This window comes from Rhizobium sp. YAF28 (assembly GCF_052113285.1).
Taxonomy (GTDB): domain Bacteria; phylum Pseudomonadota; class Alphaproteobacteria; order Rhizobiales; family Rhizobiaceae; genus Rhizobium.
The window spans coordinates 370,612-385,522 of sequence record NZ_JBFRCX010000001.1 but is presented as its reverse complement, the minus strand read 5'-3'; the positions used below and the strand labels follow the sequence as shown (position 1 = coordinate 385,522).

General features: G+C 61.5%; 19 protein-coding genes. 5 read left to right on the top strand and 14 right to left on the bottom strand.

The genetic code is table 11. The features are described from left to right. Positions 1-166: 166 nt before the first annotated feature. Together AB4Z13_RS02015 and AB4Z13_RS02010 are read right to left on the bottom strand one after the other, a co-directional pair. Positions 167-481: a DUF1476 domain-containing protein gene (locus tag AB4Z13_RS02015; RefSeq protein ID WP_442205654.1), complete on the bottom strand. Its 315-nt coding sequence runs from the start codon at positions 479-481 to the stop codon at positions 167-169. Beyond that, a complete protein-coding gene (locus AB4Z13_RS02010) occupies positions 478-771 on the bottom strand; it encodes a hypothetical protein (protein ID WP_025669895.1) in 294 nt (97 codons plus the stop codon). The genes AB4Z13_RS02015 and AB4Z13_RS02010 overlap by 4 nt, the downstream gene beginning before the upstream one ends. A 363-nt stretch (positions 772-1,134) precedes the next feature. On the opposite strand from AB4Z13_RS02010, the gene AB4Z13_RS02005 reads away from it, so the two are divergent. Next, complete coding sequence (locus tag AB4Z13_RS02005) at positions 1,135-1,485, top strand: hypothetical protein (RefSeq protein WP_007818485.1); 351 nt, start codon at positions 1,135-1,137, stop codon at positions 1,483-1,485. A gap of 367 nt (positions 1,486-1,852) precedes the next feature. Continuing rightward, positions 1,853-2,131 (top strand): hypothetical protein, encoded by a 279-nt coding sequence (locus AB4Z13_RS02000; RefSeq protein ID WP_442205653.1) that lies wholly within the window; start codon positions 1,853-1,855, stop codon positions 2,129-2,131. A gap of 9 nt (positions 2,132-2,140) precedes the next feature. Here the strand turns inward: AB4Z13_RS02000 and AB4Z13_RS01995 are convergent, their stop codons facing one another. The 3 genes from AB4Z13_RS01995 to AB4Z13_RS01985 all read right to left on the bottom strand — a co-directional run bounded on the left by AB4Z13_RS01995 (position 2,141) and on the right by AB4Z13_RS01985 (position 5,065). Then, positions 2,141-2,356: a hypothetical protein gene (locus tag AB4Z13_RS01995; RefSeq protein ID WP_007818487.1), complete on the bottom strand. Its 216-nt coding sequence runs from the start codon at positions 2,354-2,356 to the stop codon at positions 2,141-2,143. 144 nt (positions 2,357-2,500) lie between these two features. Further along, positions 2,501-3,100: a J domain-containing protein gene (locus tag AB4Z13_RS01990; protein ID WP_244430578.1), complete on the bottom strand. Its 600-nt coding sequence runs from the start codon at positions 3,098-3,100 to the stop codon at positions 2,501-2,503. A gap of 282 nt (positions 3,101-3,382) precedes the next feature. Beyond that, positions 3,383-5,065 (bottom strand): arylsulfatase, encoded by a 1,683-nt coding sequence (locus AB4Z13_RS01985; RefSeq protein ID WP_439015328.1) that lies wholly within the window; start codon positions 5,063-5,065, stop codon positions 3,383-3,385. Positions 5,066-5,975: 910 nt separating this feature from the next. Between AB4Z13_RS01985 and AB4Z13_RS01980 the strand changes: the two genes are divergently transcribed. Beyond that, positions 5,976-6,188: a cold-shock protein gene (locus tag AB4Z13_RS01980; RefSeq protein WP_007818490.1), complete on the top strand. Its 213-nt coding sequence runs from the start codon at positions 5,976-5,978 to the stop codon at positions 6,186-6,188. 212 nt (positions 6,189-6,400) lie between these two features. Here the strand turns inward: AB4Z13_RS01980 and AB4Z13_RS01975 are convergent, their stop codons facing one another. Further along, the gene (locus tag AB4Z13_RS01975; RefSeq protein WP_442205652.1) at positions 6,401-6,832 is read right to left on the bottom strand and encodes a winged helix-turn-helix transcriptional regulator; all 432 of its coding nucleotides are present in this window, start codon (positions 6,830-6,832) and stop codon (positions 6,401-6,403) included. 48 nt (positions 6,833-6,880) lie between these two features. On the opposite strand from AB4Z13_RS01975, the gene AB4Z13_RS01970 reads away from it, so the two are divergent. Further along, positions 6,881-7,690, top strand: a complete 810-nt coding sequence (locus tag AB4Z13_RS01970; protein ID WP_442205651.1) for an SDR family NAD(P)-dependent oxidoreductase — start codon at positions 6,881-6,883, stop codon at positions 7,688-7,690. Positions 7,691-7,789: 99 nt separating this feature from the next. On the opposite strand, the gene AB4Z13_RS01965 is transcribed toward AB4Z13_RS01970, so the two are convergent. Together AB4Z13_RS01965 and AB4Z13_RS01960 are read right to left on the bottom strand one after the other, a co-directional pair. Continuing rightward, positions 7,790-8,206 (bottom strand): ASCH domain-containing protein, encoded by a 417-nt coding sequence (locus AB4Z13_RS01965; RefSeq protein ID WP_442205650.1) that lies wholly within the window; start codon positions 8,204-8,206, stop codon positions 7,790-7,792. A 147-nt stretch (positions 8,207-8,353) separates the two neighbouring features. Then, on the bottom strand, positions 8,354-9,247 hold the full coding sequence (locus tag AB4Z13_RS01960) for a LysR family transcriptional regulator (protein WP_442205649.1): 894 nt from the start codon (positions 9,245-9,247) through the stop codon (positions 8,354-8,356). A gap of 154 nt (positions 9,248-9,401) precedes the next feature. Between AB4Z13_RS01960 and AB4Z13_RS01955 the strand changes: the two genes are divergently transcribed. Further along, positions 9,402-10,055, top strand: coding sequence for a hydrolase (locus AB4Z13_RS01955; protein WP_442205907.1), 654 nt, complete (start codon positions 9,402-9,404; stop codon positions 10,053-10,055). Positions 10,056-10,144: 89 nt separating this feature from the next. On the opposite strand, the gene AB4Z13_RS01950 is transcribed toward AB4Z13_RS01955, so the two are convergent. The 6 genes from AB4Z13_RS01950 to AB4Z13_RS01925 all read right to left on the bottom strand — a co-directional run bounded on the left by AB4Z13_RS01950 (position 10,145) and on the right by AB4Z13_RS01925 (position 14,899). Continuing rightward, positions 10,145-10,672 (bottom strand): hypothetical protein, encoded by a 528-nt coding sequence (locus tag AB4Z13_RS01950; protein ID WP_442205648.1) that lies wholly within the window; start codon positions 10,670-10,672, stop codon positions 10,145-10,147. A gap of 358 nt (positions 10,673-11,030) precedes the next feature. Next, positions 11,031-11,348, bottom strand: a complete 318-nt coding sequence (locus AB4Z13_RS01945) for a hypothetical protein (RefSeq protein ID WP_310388348.1) — start codon at positions 11,346-11,348, stop codon at positions 11,031-11,033. Further along, the gene (locus AB4Z13_RS01940; protein ID WP_442205647.1) at positions 11,345-11,554 is read right to left on the bottom strand and encodes a hypothetical protein; all 210 of its coding nucleotides are present in this window, start codon (positions 11,552-11,554) and stop codon (positions 11,345-11,347) included. The genes AB4Z13_RS01945 and AB4Z13_RS01940 overlap by 4 nt, the downstream gene beginning before the upstream one ends. A gap of 86 nt (positions 11,555-11,640) precedes the next feature. After that, on the bottom strand, positions 11,641-12,195 hold the full coding sequence (locus AB4Z13_RS01935; protein ID WP_442205646.1) for an alpha/beta fold hydrolase: 555 nt from the start codon (positions 12,193-12,195) through the stop codon (positions 11,641-11,643). 756 nt (positions 12,196-12,951) lie between these two features. Then, on the bottom strand, positions 12,952-14,139 hold the full coding sequence (locus AB4Z13_RS01930) for an arabinose transporter (protein WP_442205645.1): 1,188 nt from the start codon (positions 14,137-14,139) through the stop codon (positions 12,952-12,954). Between the two features lie 211 nt (positions 14,140-14,350). Further along, positions 14,351-14,899, bottom strand: a complete 549-nt coding sequence (locus tag AB4Z13_RS01925; RefSeq protein ID WP_162748054.1) for a GNAT family N-acetyltransferase — start codon at positions 14,897-14,899, stop codon at positions 14,351-14,353. Positions 14,900-14,911: the final 12 nt, after the last annotated feature.

Here is a 14,911-nt window from a genome sequence, read left to right as displayed (position 1 = left end):
CGACGGTCAAGGCAATGCGGCGGAGAGGCGCACCGTCCGCGACCGCTGCTGGTGCAGAGCGGTGTCACGGTGGTGACAGTGATTGCGGTTCAGTTCCACGCCTTCGCTGCTCGGATCGTGGCGACTGTCGGGTTTGGCGTGGATGACAGCCCGATCACCGATAAAATCACAGAGGTCGAGCGAGATACCGCATGGCGTCGGCCGTCAGCGTTTCCATCCGCGCCCTGAGCGCCTTCTCGTCCACATCCTTGCCGGCGGCGCGGATATCCGCAACCATCTTGGCGATCAAGCCCTCGTCATCTGCTCCGGTCACCCTGAGAGTGATGATCTCGCCGATATAGGCCTCGCTGTCTGCGCCCGTCATCCCGCAGACCCAGCGGGCGAGCAGTCGGTCGCGGCGCGATCGCACCCTGAATGCCATGTCGGAATCCAGGAAATACATCTGCTCCAGCGCCTTCTCGCGATCTTCGAATACGGTCATGAGGAAAGCTCCCCTGTCGCATTCGTGGTCTCCAGCAGATGGTGGAGAAATGCAGGCTCGATCCTCACGATCCTGCGCAAACGGCTGCCTTCCGCAATCGAGGGCAGATGAATGAAGGTTCCGACGCGCCGGTAGGCGATGCGCGAAAGCCCCTCGATCGGCTCCTCATCCTGCACGATCTTGTAGTCGCCGGCCGGATGGATCTCACCAACGAGATCGGGCAGCGTGAAGGAGGCGGAGAAATGGACGATGGTGTTGGTCGTGCGTGTTGACGATTCGTAGGCTGACATGGTGACAGGCTCCAGGTGAAGGCGGTTGACCGCAGCCGGGTGAAAGCCTCATCGGGCTACGGCATCGGTCTGGCAATCGGAATTCGGAAGCGTGGCTGCCTTCAAGTCTCTGACACCGGCGAGAGCCATATGGCCAAACGACGACCGGATATCATTGCGCTCCAATTGAGTCGCGATTAGGACGAAAAGATAAAACAATAGTTTTATTGGGTTTTCATATTCAAATCACAAGAATTTTTTTAATATAATTGAACGATTACAACAGAAATGGCGAATAAAATAATAAACAAAGCGAAGATTTTTTATTGTGTTATTATTTAAGTACGCGAAATCGCGTGCTTTTTTTAAAGATTGGAATTCGTGATGCAAAATATAACATGGCTTCGCCCCGGCCTGTGGGGCGCCGTGTGCGGCGCGGCCGCATTGGCGATCGTGGGCTTCAGCTGGGGAGGCTGGGTGACCAGCGGCAGCGCCCAGAAAGCCGCCGGCATCGAGCGCACCTCGGCGATCGCCGCCGCGCTGACACCCTACTGTCTCGACCGCGCCAAGAGCGATCCGGCCTCGGCGCAGATCATGGCCGAGCTGAACGCGGCCGGCACCTATGGACGCAGCGACATCATCAAGAAGGCCGGCTGGGCTACGCCGCTCGGCACCACCGAACCGAACGCGGACCTTGCGCAGGCCTGCCAGATCGCTCTTGGAAAGCCGAGCTGAGCGTTTCGCCCCCCGCAAAAACGAGGCCGGCGAGAAATCCCCGGCCGCTTGCCCCACCGACCGCTCACCCAAGCCAACCGCTCGCCCATCCTTCCCGGAGGATGATCATGCACAGACAGAAATTCGCCTGCGCCATGACTGCCAATTCCCGGCCGGCAGCGGCAGACCGCTGAAACCATGGGGAGACCCCGCCTTCGACAGCGATACGGCACTCCATCCGGCGCCGGCGCGATGAAGGGTGGCGGCTTCAAGACACGAACAGGAGGCATGCAACATGCCTGGAAACACACCCGACAAACCCGCCTCTCATAGGGATGGAAGGCATCACAACGCCAATGCGAAGCGCCCGGCAAGGAGCCCCTCGGCCGTGGAACTGATCGCCCAGGCCACCGCTGCCCGCGCCGCCCTGAACGGCCACCAGCCCGGACCGCCAGACAAGGCTCCGGCCGGCAATGATCTTCCGACAATCAAAGAACTCGAGGAAGCGCGCGGCGACCACAAAAAGAAGATCGCCACCGAGAGAGAAGCCGACGGGAGAGCACGCGAAGCCTACAAGAAAGCCCGCGCGGCTGATGGGAAAGACCAAAAATCCAAAGAAGAAACCGAGACGCGAGCAATCCGCGCCCGGTGGAGGCCCGCAGCATGAACGGCAGGCTCAGCGCTGCAGCCGGATCGCCGCCTGGATCAGATCCTGATGGAAGCGATGGTTGCGCAGATCCTCGGTCATCGTGACCAGCCTTTCCCGCGCCAGCCCCGCCGGCTCTCCCCGCACAAGCATCCCGTCGATCAGGATCTCCTGCGCCGAAATCATCTGCCGGTCGGCAACCACTTGCCGGCGCGCCACGTCCAGGTCCTTCAGGGAATAGGTCATGGACAATCATACCACATGCCGGACATGCTGTACGGAAATCCGTTAGGCTCAGGCGCCTGCCATCCGAGTGGCTACAACATCGGCCCGAAAATCGGAATCATGCGCGCGAGCAAGGCCGGATGATCTCCTGCGGCGATGGTTGCCCTATTCCGCAGCCTCTCCGCGCTGCGGCTCCACCGCATCCACCTCTTCCAGCGGCGCCAGAACCTCCACCTCATACGAGTAGCCCTCGAGCATCGTATAGGTGTGCTCGATCGTCTGGATCTGCTTTTCCGTCTTGCGGATGGCGTCGGCGATGGCTTCGCTGCGGGCGCGCAGCATGGAGCCGAGCACGTCGGTTTCCGGGCGCCGGCCGAGGCGGTCTATGTGTTTGCGCACGCGGGCGCGGTGGCGTTCGAGCTCCAGGATGTGGAATCGGCTCTTGACGATATCGTCCGACAGTTTGCGGCGCATGGCGGCGACCGGGTCGAAGCTGCCGGGTTCGCGCTCGTCGAGGATCACCTCGTTGACGAGCGATTCCAGCATCAACACGCCTTCGAGATCCTTGGGGTCGGCCAGTTGCGGATCGTAGCCGGTATCGTCATAGACGCGCCGGCGCACGGGATCCTGCAGGAGTTCGTAGGCGATCTGCAGCCTGTTGAAATGGTCGGTGTCGCCGCCGGCATCCGGATGCGCGCCCTTGGCGGCCTTGCGCCAGGCAAGCCTGATCGCCTCGCCATTGGCGTCACGCTCCAGTCCAAGCATGGCATAGGGATCGATCACGCCGGCACTTCCTTCATTCACTGCTTCGTCCCTCCGAGACCTACCGGCTGGCTCGCGCCGCATCAAGCCCCGAAACACCCTGCCATAATTGCGGCCGCTCGGGACGAAATTGTGGAACGGGGCGGATTTTCCCACAGGCAAGGGGTTAACGGGTGCGATTTCTGCTGAGCTCGTTGGCAGTAGAGTGGAGAATGGGACCAAACCCAGGCAAAAGAACAAACGGGCAGCCCTTCCGGGCCACCCGTCGTCTCGACCCGTTCTCGATCAGTTGCCTGGCTTGTTCTTGATCGCCGCGTCTATCTGCCTCTTCACAGCATCCAGGTTGAAGGAGGCCGGATCCTGCATTGGCGGGTAGTCAACCGCCGTAAGAGCGAGTTTGGCGACTTGCTCCTGAACGCTCACGAAGCGCCAGAACTCGCGAGCAAAGAAGTCATTCATGTAGCCTCCACCCAGATCATTGAGGCTTTGCTCGCCAATCGACGGTGTCCGCTCGAAGGGATCCTGACGGATATTGACCATCGTGGGCATGTCCGTCGTTACCTTTGCGCCGGGCCAACCCTGCGGCTGTTGAAAGAACTGAAACTTGAAATTGTCGAGGCGTACAGCACCCAGAGCAGGGCCGCCGAAATAGAAAAATTCATGACGTGCTGACGGCGAATTGCCTTCCAGCAGGTCCAGCTGGTTGTAGCCATCGAGGTGGTTCTTGTAGGTCACGTCACCCAGCTTCACGCCCTTGAGCAACTGGTCGGTGATGTTGGGATTGCCAGCTGCCGCCACCAGCGTGGGGAACCAGTCCAGGGCGGAGAAAATACCGTTCTCGACGGTGCCCGGCTTGACCCTGCCCGGCCAGCGGATGATTGCGGGTGCGCGGAAGCCGCCCTCCATCACAGTACCCTTGGTGCCCTTGAACGGGGTCATGCCGCCGTCAGGCCAGGTAAATACTTCTGCGCCATTGTCGGTCGTGAAGACGACGATGGTGTTGTCGGTCTCGTCGGCGTCCTCCACGCATTTCAGGATGGCACCGACGCTATCGTCCAATTGCGCCATGCCGGCTTCTTCGAGACCATAATTGGTCTGGCTGTTCATCAAAGCCTGGTACTTGGGAGACAGGAACGTCCAGACGTGCATGCGCGTCGTGTTGTGCCAGACGAAGAACGGCTTGCCCTCGGTCTTGGCCTTGTCCATGAAGTCGCAGGAAGCCTTGACCAGCACTTCGTCGAACGTTCCCATGTCGTACTTGGCCTTGGGCGTTATGTCATGCATGTTCGGCACGTTGGACATATCAGGGTATGGCGCCAGCGGGCCTTCGTCGATGATCCGCTGCTTGCCGATCTTGCCCCAGCGCGGCTGCTGGGTCGCGTCGTCCGTATCCGTAGCAAAGCTGTGCACCAAATTGCGCGGCCCCACCTTGTCACGGTACGACTGGTCATCCGGGAACGAATACCAGTAGGGATCCGACATCGCATCGAGGTGGTACAAGTAGCCGAAGAACTCATCAAAGCCATGCAGAGTTGGCAGGAACTTGTTCAAATCGCCGAGGTGGTTCTTGCCGAACTGGCCCGTGGCGTAGCCCTCGGTCTTGAGGACGGCGGCGATGGTTGCCGCCTTGTCCGGCATGCCCACATCTGCGCCCGCCTGACCCACAGTCGTCAGGCCAGTGCGCAATGGGATTTCACCGGTGATGAAACTCGCCCGGCCAGCCGTGCAACTCGCCTCGGCATAATAATCGGTGAACATCATGCCATCGGACGCCAGCTTATCGAGGTTCGGCGTCTTCCCGGACATGATGCCCCGGTGATAGGCACCGATGTTGAACCAACCAACATCGTCGCCCATGATGACAAGGATGTTGGGTTTCGACTGCTGCTGTGCGACTGCCGGTGCGCCGAGCGCGGTTGCGCATGCGGAAGCCAGCAGACCAAAGCAAAGGTTTCTCATGGCACTCATGGCATATCCTCCGTTGAGTTTGCTCGTTGCTCGGCCCCATTGGCACCGCCTCTCAGAGTAAAAGGATGCCATCCTCTCGGCCGAAGACGATCTGATGTCGTGACAGTTCGCGGCATGATGTTGTGGGAAGTCGGGTAGTTGGCCAGATGAATGCCGCGCTGATCATTCGCCATAGAGTGGCGACAGGCGTACCCGCTATCGAAGCGTCGATGGCCAGTAATGAAATGCTTGCCCTGGCGTCTGCCTAGGTGTCAGCCGCCGCCTTGGCGGATAATCGCACATCTTTGCCTTCACCACCAGATTGAAGACTCTCGTCGCCACACTCCGATGGTCGGGACCCGCCACGTCATGGCCGTTTTGCGCGCAAAATGACCGCTGGAACCCCTGTGAAGCGGCGTGCGGCATTTGCCACATCATACCGCCTTTCTCCACCCTTCTGTCCGCAGGCTGATAAAAGGGATTCCAAGGGAACCGGGAGTCCGTCAGCCGGAAGATGCAGGCCGCCGCCTTCAGGTTGTAAATCTCGCCTCGTCCCGCAATGGCACAACCTTGCAAGGCTCTGCTAATCTTCTGCCAACCATTTGAATCATCACCCATTCTCGCAACCGCGAAAGACATGCCACAATATTGCCGCTTGCTTTTTGCCCGAAATGCTGGCACGAACTGCAACACTCGGGCATTTCGCATGCCGGTGACTGGACTGAAGTGGTAATGCCCTTTCGGAGCGCCAACTCTGGTAGGGCGGTATGGGTGACACCCATGCGCGTAGATGTTCTTTCCCCGTACGTGACGTCTCGACTGACCCTTCGCGCCGGGCTCCAGGGCCGAAACGCGAAAGCTAAAGCTGTCCGCCTCCCCACCGCCGGGGGTGCGGATAAACTAACTACCAATGGGAAAAGGACTATCCCCCATGGCCACTAAGGGCACCGTAAAATTCTTCAACCAGGACAAGGGTTTTGGTTTCATCACGCCGGAAGGCGGCGCGAAGGACGTTTTCGTCCACATCTCCGCTCTCCAGGCTTCTGGCATCCAGTCGCTCCGCGAAGGTCAGCAGGTTTCTTTCGACACCGAGCCGGATCGCATGGGCAAGGGCCCGAAGGCTGTTAACATCCAGGCCTTCTGATCTGATTCAGGTCTTTCTGCGTCAAGCAGGCGACGGCGCTCCGTAAGGGGCGCCGTTTTTGTTTCGGGATGGTGCGGAAGATGCGGATCCGGTCTGTATCCCCGAAGGAAGTCCCCTCCCCAACCCCTCCCCACAGGTGGGAGGGGCTTAACGAGCTGCGCCCGCCTTCCAAATCTTCTACGTATCTACAGGAGTGAGGCGGCACCTCGGGGTTAGTCCCTCCCCCTTGTGGGGAGGGGTTGGGGAGGGGTTTTCACCGTACCGTCAACCCTCGCCCCATGCCCCCGCGAAAATTCCCGCGCCGCCATCAGCACCGGCATCAGCGCCCTGCCCGCCTCCGTCAGCTGATATTCCACACGCGGCGGCTGCTCGCCGAAATCCCGCCGTTCGATAAGCCCGTCCTGCTCCAGCTCCCGCAGATGCTGGGTCAGCATTTTCTGCGAAATGCCCGGCATGTCCCGTTTCAATTGCAGGGTGCGCATCGAAGGCTCGGCAAAGAGCCGGAACAGGATCGGCAGCTTCCAGCGCCCGCTGATCATTTTGAGCACCCGCGTCACATGCGCGACGGAGCCGTCAGGCCCGAGGCAGACGGAGCGTTCTTCCTGTCCTACAGGCACTTTTAAGTGCGTAATTGTGTCGAGCATCGTCCTGTTCTTCTGTGCTTTCCTCCACTCCAAGATAGGAAGACCGCAATGGATTTGAAACTCGACGGCAAGACGGCGCTCGTCACCGGCAGCAGCAAGGGCATAGGCGAAGCGATCGCCAGAGGGCTCGCCCGCGAGAAGGCCACGGTCATCGTCCACGGCCGCAACAGGGCCGAAACGGAGCGCGTTGCCCACGAGATCATTGCCGAAGGCGGCCGCGCCCATGCGGTGACCGGCGACCTCACCATCGATGACGAGGTGGAGCGCCTGATCGACGAAGCGCGGGCGCTTGCCGGCCGAATCGACATCCTCGTCAACAATGCCGGCGGCTCGGGCGAGCCGGAGGACTGGGCAACCAGCCGCCCCGCCTCCTGGGCCGCAGCCTACGACCGCAATGTCCTGGCCGCCGTCCGGGTAACCACAAGGCTGCTGCCTGACATGCGCAAGGCAGGCTTCGGCCGCGTCATCAATATTTCCAGCCTCGCCGGCCTGATGCCGCCTGCCGGCAGGCCTGATTACTCCGCCTGCAAGGCCGCCATGAACGCCATGACCTCTTCCATGGCCAAGGCGGTGGCGGCCGAGGGCGTGACCGTCAATACGATCTCGCCGGGCACGATCCGCAGCGCCCGCTTGGACGCCCGCTTCCGCGAGGTGGCGGGTGAGCGCGGCGTGGCTGCGGATGCCGCATGGGAGGCGATCGAACAGGCGGTGCTGCCGCTCTTCGCCGAGGTGCCGCTTGGCCGGGTGGGAACGCTGGACGAAATCGCCGACGCCGTCTCCTTTCTCGTCAGCCCGCGTGCGGGGTATATTACGGGGGTGAATCTCAGGGTCGATGGCGGGATGCTGCCGGCGATTTAGCGTAGGTGCGGCAGAAGACCGGAATTCGGTAGCAGCGCCACCAGTCGAAGGGAGTTGGTGGCCGCTTCGCGCCCGCCAATTGCGGTCATCAGGAAGGCTCTATTGTCGCTCCGCCTCAATGACCGATACCAATCGAAAGGTTTCGCACCACAGCAACAAGTCGGGCCTATAGATGCCTGCTCGTTCAAAATATTCTCGGTGCGAAGTACGCCATTGATGAAGACTAGCATCGCCTTCTCCCTCCTTGGCAGCAAACTCCTGGCCAATTTCATCGAATGCCATCTGCTCAATCAGGACGGTTTCCAACACCGCTCTCGGGCGGCCTGCGCCATCACAAGCCACAGATCGCCGACCGACTTCAGTCTGTTGGCCCTCTTCAATCGGCCAGCATGTGGCAGTCTTCAGGCCGCATAGAACTAAATTAAGCAACTGATCAGCAAGCTTTGGCTCATCACCGAAGGAGAAGCGGTCCAACTTTTCCCAAGACCCTTCTGTATATGGTTCGTCAGCAATCATATCGCGGCTCCAGCCCGTTCCATGTTCAATGCCCGAACCTATATCTTGAGCTTGCGAAGACCGCATGTCTGCTGTTGGCGCCAAAAGCGGTCACCCCGGCGCCCTGACATCGAGCGAGACCGGTCGGGGCTTCCCGCCACCCGGGCCTCAGCGACCTTCGTCCGCAGGGTCACGCGCCTGTTGGAAACAGTCGATCAGCATGTCGGTCAGCACACGCACCTTCCGCGCGGGATACTGACCCGGCGGGCGAATGACATAAACGCCTGCCGGAGGGGGCGGATGGCGTGTCATGACCGGAACCAGCGCGCCGGAGGCGACATGATCATCGATGACCCCATCGGGAATCCAGGCGATGCCTAGCCCTTTCAAAGCCGCCGCAAGCAGAGCCATGGCGTTGTCGGCTTTGAAGCGTCCCCGCGGGTAAACCGTGACAATCTCCTCGCCATCCATGAATTGCCAGGCTTCCGTTCCCTGCATCAGGGCCTCGTGGTTGGCGAACTCCTCCGGCTTTTCGGGAGACCCATGCGTCCTGATATAATCGGGGCTTGCGACCAGCTTCCCATAGATCGGTCCGACGCGCCTTGCGATCAGGTTGGAATCCTGCAGATAGCCGACGCGGATCGCGCAATCGAAGCCCTCGGCGATGAGATCGACGAAACGATCGCTATAGACGGTTTGGAGCTGGAGCTGCGGGTGGCGCTGCGCCATGTCCGCGAGCACGGGCGCGAAGTGGGTCGGGCCGAAGGACAGCGGAACGGCCACTCTCAGGCGGCCACGAAGATCGCCGGTGGGCAGGATCGTTTCCCTGGCGATGTCGATCTCGGCACAGACCCTCGCCGCATGATCCCGAAACGTTATCCCAGCCTCAGTCAGGGCCGCGCCACGGGTCGTACGTGCCAGAAGCTGGACGCCGAGGTCCGCTTCGAGCCGGGCGAGCCGCCGGCTGACGATCGACTTGGTGACGCCAAGCCGGCGCGCGGCGGGCGAAACGCCTCCGGCATCGGCGACCTCGACGAATGTCCTGAGCTCTTCGATATCCATTTTAGCGTTCCCCGTTGCGCGACACAGCATGGCAGAAGCGAGCACTACCGTATCGCAAAGGGGAATGACAATGTCCGGCGCGGAGGCGGCGCGGCTGTCAGCGCAAGTCTTTCGTCGAACCAAACTCAAACAGACGGCAGCAGAGGATCCCTTCATGACCTTTCGTAATGGCCTTGCTTCGCTTCTTCGTCCCGAAGATTCGGTACTCGTGCTGATCGACCACCAGCCTTACCAGCTTGCGAACCTGAACAGTCACGAACCTCAGATGGTCGTCAACAATGCGACGGCTCTGGCGAAGGCCGCCAAGGCTTTCGGCGTCCCCACCATCCTGACCAGCGTGGTCGCTGCGCGTGGCGGTCTCATCTTCCCGCAGATCACCGATGTGTTTCCCGACCAGGAGGTGATCGACCGAACGTTCATCAACACCTGGGAGGACCAGAAGGTTGTGGATGCGGTCAAGGCGACGGGCCGCAAACAGCTGATCATCGCCGGTCTATGGACCGAGATCTGCGTCGCGATGCCGGTAATTCAGGCCCTCGGTGAAGGCTGGGATGTAACTGTCATCACCGATGCATCGGGCGCCGTTTCGGTCGAAGCCCACGCGGTCGCCATCCAGCGCATGATCGCGGCCGGCGCCAACATGATGACGTGGCTGGCGCTGGCCGCCGAATGGCAGCGCGACTGGGCCCGTCTCGAAACTGCGGGCAAGATGACGGACGTGCTCGTGCAGCACGCGGCCGGCAGCGGCATCGCCTATCTGTGGGAACAGCAGCTGCTCAACACGCCGGTGCCAGGCACCGCGGGCTGATCTGGGCGGGGATGACGAGCGCTTATCTAGGTTCGTCATCCCCATCATTTGGATGCGAGGGTTCGGTATTTCGTTTGGGCCGGAAGGCGTCATTTGTAGATTGACCACCTTCGCATTAATTCCCCACCCAGATAGGTCCCGATATACTCCCCCCGCTTCCAGAGCTCGGCGCGCAGCCGGGCCTCGACACCCCCGGATGTCACCGGGCTAAGACACAGCATGCAGTCGGCAATCACCTCCCCCGGCTGCAGGATCGCCTCGATGGCGGCTGCCTCCTGCGCGATATCAGTGTAATCAGACATCGCCAGCAGTTGCCGCTCCGCCACCCTTGCGGCTTCATGCAGTTTGCGCCTGAGCGCAATAAGCACCGCATCGTCATCGTCGGCGGGCGCTTGCTCCATCGTGCCGCCACCCGCCTCGATCCGCGCAAGCAGCAGTTCGATACTGCGCCCGAGATCGTCACCAGCCATTAGCTGCGTCCGCCATGCCTCAACCGCCTGCCTGCATCGCGCGCGTTCCCGGCCGATCGCCGAAGCAATCGCCCTTTCCTGGCAGAAGCCGGCCGAAAGCTGCGCGGCCCGCACCAGCACCATCAGGTCTTCGGGAATATCCTTCAAGAACGCCACCCGTTGGGCGCAAGAATGGTTGGCGTTTCTGCCGGCTGGAAGCATGTCACCGATCGGCGAGAGGCGCCGTCAGACACCGCCGACAATGCTGCGATCCGCCGTGATGGCGCACCGTGCCCGAATGCCTTGATGATGGTGATGTCGCTCCTTTCGAGCGGGCAGGCATGCATGCAAAACTCTCCTGTTGGATATCGCTGCCGTCATAAGGTTGTACCCGCCAATGCCCGCAACAATCAAGGAAATTATTCCTATATTCGATCACGATCCATATCAGGCGAGACTTTTCGGGGACCCGGAACGCGCGAAAGCAAACAAAGATAGGTTTATGTTCCGCACCGGCAGGCGGCGCTCAGGCCGCCTCGCTGTGGCGTTCCACGAGCTCGGCCCATTCCATTGCCGCGTGGCGGCCGAGCACCGTCTTGTCGTTCCCGATGACGGCGGCGATGCGCCGGAAGAGTTCGTCGGCAAAGGGCGCGGGCCTGCCGGATTCGGCATTGCCGGCCGGGCGCAGTACCGTGCCCTCGGCAAGATGGATCATCTCGACGCCGAAGCCCTCATGATCTCCCGAGAGCTCTGCCGATCCATATAGCAGCAGGCCGTTATCGTTCCGGCCGAGGATGGGGATGACGAGTTCGTCGAAATCGAACCGCAGGCTGAAGGTGTTCATCGGCCGATGACCTCCTGCTGGATGCGCTCCGCACGGATGAGCTGGGCCTCATAGCGGCCGGCGAGCAAGATCACGAAGCCGGCGGCAAGGAGAAGGCTGGCAAGCGGCGGAAGCATGCCGATGGTATCGAGGCGGCGGACGCCCGGCGTCAGCGCAGGCGCGCGGAAAGGCGCCTTGCCCCTTGCTTCAAAATATCTCGATATCATGCGGCAGCTCCTGCATCGGCTTTAATTTCAGCGACGCGGGAGGATGCGATGCCAATGGTTGAGTGATGGAATGGGGGCCGGCGGGCCTATACGGCCAGCGAACGTATATCCTTGGCCACGTCGGCGAGATCATTGTCGAGCTGGTGATCGCGCCCCGGCAGCGAGCAGAGGACGGCATCCGGGATCGCCCTGGCGTAAGCCTCAATATGGGCAAAGGGCACGGTGTCATCCTCGCTGCCGTGATAGATGAGCACGGGCAACCCCTCCGGCAGGCTTTCGGAAAAGTCGTCACGTCCGGCGATCTCATCGCTCTCCCAACCGCCGGCCCCCATGAAGGGCGGCGCGATCAGGATGACGGCGCCGGGCTCGAATGTCGGCCAGTCTTCGGCAATCGTGTGGAGAAGCACCGTGCCGCCGAAGGAATGGCCGATCAGGATGGCCCCGTCTTCGAGGGTCTGGACCTCAGCGACGACTGCGGCTTTCCAGGCCTGATAATGCGGGTCCGCTTCATCGGGCATGCGGGGATAGCGGATGGCATAGGCCTCGCCGAGTTCGCTGGCGAGGCTGTCGACGAGCTTGTTGTCCCACTGGTCGTGGGTTGTTTCGCCGGCGCCCTGGATGAAGAGGATCTGAGTTGGCATGGGTAATGTTCCCGTTGTGACCGTCAGGGAGATGGGTCGTTACGGGAACAGGGCAAGGGCCTCGACCCGTGCTTCGCCCTCGACAAGGAGGGAGGTCGACGGGTGCCGAATTCGCCAGCGGATGCCACTAACCTTGTTGGCGTCGTTCAGGCCAGCTTGGCGCCAGATCGATCCGGACGAGCGCGTGGCTCACCTTTTCGGCGCTATCGCCTTCCACCGATGCGGCGCATATCCACAACGCGGCCATCACGCTGCCGTATGGAAATTTCGAACCGGCTGTTGCCTCTGCGGGCATGATAAACGAAGAAACGACCACGGCAGTCGATCCGCCTGACGTCGCGGAAACCGCGGCTGCGGAGCAGCCTCTCGCCCTGACTGCAGGTAATCCCTCTGCCTCTGTTGAGATTGGTGCCAACGCTAATGGAGATCTGGGCCTGTGCGCTTGCTTCAGTCGGCACGGTTATTGTTGGGACTGACAGGCCGACGGCCAGCACGAGTGACAGAAAAAACGACGATCTGGACAAGACATCCTCCCTTGGGTAACGGGGCCTGAATACACCATACTCGTTTGCCGGCGGAATTATACAACCGTGGGGATAGGAGCGATAGAGGGTCGCATCAGGACGAGCCGTCTCCGCTCCCCATTCGGTTAACCACAGGCATATTGAGGACCGGCCAGGACGGGTCGGGACCCGTGGCTCGACCCTGGCCGAACGGAGGGGGCTTCCGACACACCCCCTACTCATCCATGCACCCTCACCTCGCCGCAACCACCTTCCCTCGCCTCAACACGACAGCGATCACAAACCCGCAAACCGCCGTCACCCCACCTACGAGAAACACGCTCCCGTAACCCGCCCGATCCGCCAGCACACCCGCCAGCGGTCCGGTGAGCCCGTAAGCGAGATCCTGGAAGGCCGAAAATCCGCCGAGCGCCGTGCCGCGCAGATGCGGTGCCACGAGATGCACGACTTCACGCCCCATGGCGGGAAAGATCATCGAGCAGCCGAGGCCTGTCATGAAGGCGCCGATCAGGGCGACGGTGGGATCGCCGGCACTCCAGATCAGCAACTGGCCGATGGCCTCGACCGCAAGCGAGACGACGGCGACCGCGAGCCCGCCGTAGCGATCCGGCAAGTGGCCGAAGAGCAGGCGCACCAGCACGAAGCCGCAGCCGAAGGCGGTAAGCCCGAGACCTGCATGATCCCAGCCGAGATCGCGGAAATAGAGAGTGAAGAAGGAGCCGATTGCGGCAAAGCCCATGCCCTGCAGGCAGACGATCAGCCCGTGCACCCAGATGCGGCCGATGACAGCGGCAAGCGGCGGGCGCTCCCTGCCCGGATGGGCGGCAACGGCGGGCACGCTACGGATTGCGGCAAGCCCCAGCAAGGGCAGCACGGCGCTGACGGCCATCGTGCCGGCAAAGCCGAGATGATCGAGCAGCAGCAGCCCAACAGGCCCGCCGAGGCCGAGCGCGCCGTAGATCGCCGCACCGATGAGCGCCAGCGACCGGGCGGAACGCTGCGGCCCGACAAGCCCGATACCCCAGGCAATGATGCCGACGGCGACGAGGCTTTCGCCAAGCCCGATCAACAGCCGCCCGGCAACGAGAATGGCGAAAGCCGCAACCGGCGCCTGCAGCGAGAGCCCCGCGGCGAGCGAGATCAGCGCGCCCGCAACATAGAAAAGCAGGCCGCGCTGCACGGCAAGCTTGGCGCCCCTGCCATCCGCAAGCCCGCCGGCATAGCTGCGGGTGAGGATGGTGGCGAGAAAGGCAATGCCGACGCCAAGGCCGGCCCAGCCATTGCCGAGACCAAGCGCGCCGGTCACGAATACGGGCACGACTGGAAGGGCAATCGCAACGCAGAGATAGGAGATGAAGAGGATCGCGGTCAGCAGGTAAAGCCGGGCCTGCTCGCGATCATCAGTAAGACGGAAAGCCATGAAAACCTCCTGGCTATTCACTCGTCCGACGGGCACAAAAAAACGCACTCCGACCGGCGAGGATCGATAAGTGCGTTGCTTGACGTCAAACGCTTACGGCCAGAGGACTGGCATGGGTTGCCAGATACGGGATATGCGGGCGGGTGTCAACGGTGGCTGTGCCGCCACACCACCCGCTTCGTCCTCTCCTATGTCGGACGGCGGTACCCCGCTATCGTCCTGATACGGCCTCTATCAGCGCCCGCCTCATGAAGAGGCTTATGGGTGTCGCCGTATAGGGTGCAAAAGGCTCGCATGGCTTGTACCCGCCGCGGCGATATAGCTGTTGTGCTTCGATGTTGCGTGTTCCAACTTCGAGCAGCATGGCCTGCGCTCCGAGCGTCAGCGCCTGAACTTCCGCTCGCCGAAGCAGTGCCATACCAATACCGGCACCCCGCACACCGGCATCCACGATCATGCGCTTCAGCTCCGTAGTGCCGTCACCTCGCTCAAACAGCACGCAAAGTCCGACTGCTCTGTCAGCAAGACGCGCGATGAGGACATACGTACCCGGTTTTGCCAGCGACTCCGCGGTGATCGGCCGACGGTATTCACCCGGATAGAGCGCCGCGGCGACAGAATCCGACTGCGACAGAAGCGCCGACACTTCGTGCTGCAGCGCAGGTTCGATATTGACGGCAACTTCAGACATCACGCCAGCACTCACCTCGTCAACATCACACAAGCGCAGGTGAATACGGCTGCCGTAGCTTGTCAACAAGCTCGATACCCA

Coding starts and splice junctions, on each gene's coding strand:
- AB4Z13_RS01965 (WP_442205650.1), bottom strand. CDS start 8,206: ATGATTGCTGACGAACCATATACAGAAGGGTCTTGGGAAAAGTTGGAC.
- AB4Z13_RS01935 (WP_442205646.1), bottom strand. CDS start 12,195: ATGCCAACTCAGATCCTCTTCATCCAGGGCGCCGGCGAAACAACCCAC.
- AB4Z13_RS02015 (WP_442205654.1), bottom strand. CDS start 481: ATGACCGTATTCGAAGATCGCGAGAAGGCGCTGGAGCAGATGTATTTC.
- AB4Z13_RS02005 (WP_007818485.1), top strand. CDS start 1,135: ATGCAAAATATAACATGGCTTCGCCCCGGCCTGTGGGGCGCCGTGTGC.
- AB4Z13_RS01990 (WP_244430578.1), bottom strand. CDS start 3,100: ATGCTTGGACTGGAGCGTGACGCCAATGGCGAGGCGATCAGGCTTGCC.
- AB4Z13_RS01975 (WP_442205652.1), bottom strand. CDS start 6,832: ATGCTCGACACAATTACGCACTTAAAAGTGCCTGTAGGACAGGAAGAA.
- AB4Z13_RS01930 (WP_442205645.1), bottom strand. CDS start 14,139: ATGGCTTTCCGTCTTACTGATGATCGCGAGCAGGCCCGGCTTTACCTG.
- AB4Z13_RS01980 (WP_007818490.1), top strand. CDS start 5,976: ATGGCCACTAAGGGCACCGTAAAATTCTTCAACCAGGACAAGGGTTTT.
- AB4Z13_RS01940 (WP_442205647.1), bottom strand. CDS start 11,554: ATGATATCGAGATATTTTGAAGCAAGGGGCAAGGCGCCTTTCCGCGCG.
- AB4Z13_RS01960 (WP_442205649.1), bottom strand. CDS start 9,247: ATGGATATCGAAGAGCTCAGGACATTCGTCGAGGTCGCCGATGCCGGA.
- AB4Z13_RS01970 (WP_442205651.1), top strand. CDS start 6,881: ATGGATTTGAAACTCGACGGCAAGACGGCGCTCGTCACCGGCAGCAGC.
- AB4Z13_RS01955 (WP_442205907.1), top strand. CDS start 9,402: ATGACCTTTCGTAATGGCCTTGCTTCGCTTCTTCGTCCCGAAGATTCG.
- AB4Z13_RS01945 (WP_310388348.1), bottom strand. CDS start 11,348: ATGAACACCTTCAGCCTGCGGTTCGATTTCGACGAACTCGTCATCCCC.
- AB4Z13_RS01985 (WP_439015328.1), bottom strand. CDS start 5,065: ATGAGTGCCATGAGAAACCTTTGCTTTGGTCTGCTGGCTTCCGCATGC.
- AB4Z13_RS02010 (WP_025669895.1), bottom strand. CDS start 771: ATGTCAGCCTACGAATCGTCAACACGCACGACCAACACCATCGTCCAT.
- AB4Z13_RS01995 (WP_007818487.1), bottom strand. CDS start 2,356: ATGACCTATTCCCTGAAGGACCTGGACGTGGCGCGCCGGCAAGTGGTT.